Origin of the sequence: Kitasatospora sp. NPDC085895 (assembly GCF_040702125.1) — a bacterium.
GTDB classification, from domain to species: domain Bacteria; phylum Actinomycetota; class Actinomycetes; order Streptomycetales; family Streptomycetaceae; genus Kitasatospora; species Kitasatospora arboriphila.
On sequence record NZ_JBFBJY010000256.1, the window covers coordinates 1 to 1041 of the forward strand.

2 protein-coding genes are annotated in these 1041 nt (G+C 63.5%); both read right to left on the reverse strand.

Translation table 11 applies throughout. The features are described from left to right. On the reverse strand, positions 1–162 hold a 162-nt coding region (locus AB0442_RS42665), incomplete at its 3' end, for a hypothetical protein (RefSeq protein ID WP_366168878.1). 29 nt (positions 163–191) lie between these two features. After that, positions 192–1041, reverse strand: an 850-nt coding sequence (gene hpaD, locus AB0442_RS42670; RefSeq protein ID WP_366168877.1) for a 3,4-dihydroxyphenylacetate 2,3-dioxygenase, incomplete at its 5' end; no start/stop codon positions are given.

Here is a 1041-nt window from a genome sequence, read left to right on the forward strand (position 1 = left end):
GAGCCAGATGGCGCGGCTGCGCACGCCGGCCAGCGGAAAGATGCCGGTCGCCGCCAGCGCCTCGTTGACCTTGGCGAACAGGGTGGGCAAATCCGCCTCGCGGCGGATGTTGTCGGTACATTCAGCGTAAAAATGGGGCATAACGTTCTCCAGACGGCGCATAGGCGCGGGCGCGGCCCGCGCAGCGGCATTTACAGCGTATTGCCAAGTTTGAAACCTTTTTCCGTATCGCCCTCGCGGGTATAGGAAAAACCGTCTGCGCCGATGGTGACGGCCATTTCGCTGGGCGCACTGCGCTCGATGACCGGCTGCGGCTGCCCATCGAGATCCAGCACCAGCGATCCTTCGGTATACCAGCTCGGCACCACCGGATTGCCCCACCAGTCGCGGCGCTGGTTGTCATGCACGTCCCAGGTCACGGTCGGGTTGTCCGGATCGCCGGTGTAGTAATCCTGCGTGTAGATTTCCACCCGGTGGCCATCGGGATCGCGCAGGTAGAGATAGAACGCGTTGGAGACGCCGTGGCGGCCAGGGCCGCGTTCGATCAAATCGGATTTGCGCAGCGCGCCGAGCTTGTCGCAGATGGCCAAAATATTGTGCTTTTCATGAGTGGCGAAGGCGATGTGATGCATGCGCGGCCCGGCGCCGCCGGTCATCGCGGTATCGTGTACCGTCGCCTTGCGGCGCATCCAGGCGGCGTAAACCACGCCGTCTTCATCGCGGATGTCTTCCGTCACGCGAAAGCCCAGCCCCTGGATGTATTCCACGGCGCGCGGCACGTCAGGGGTGATTTGGTTAAAGTGGTCGAGGCGCACCAGCGCGCCCGGCGTATACAGATCGTAGCGCCAGGCCAGGCGCTCGACGTGCTGCACGTCGTAGAAAAACTCGTATGGGAAACCGAGCGGATCCTCTACCCGCACCGCATCGCCGATGCCTTTGGCGAACCCGTTCACCCGACGCTCGGTGCGGCAGCCAAGCGCCTTGAAATACGCTTCGGCGCGGTCGACGTCTTCCGGCGTGCGCACGCGGAAAGCAAACGCC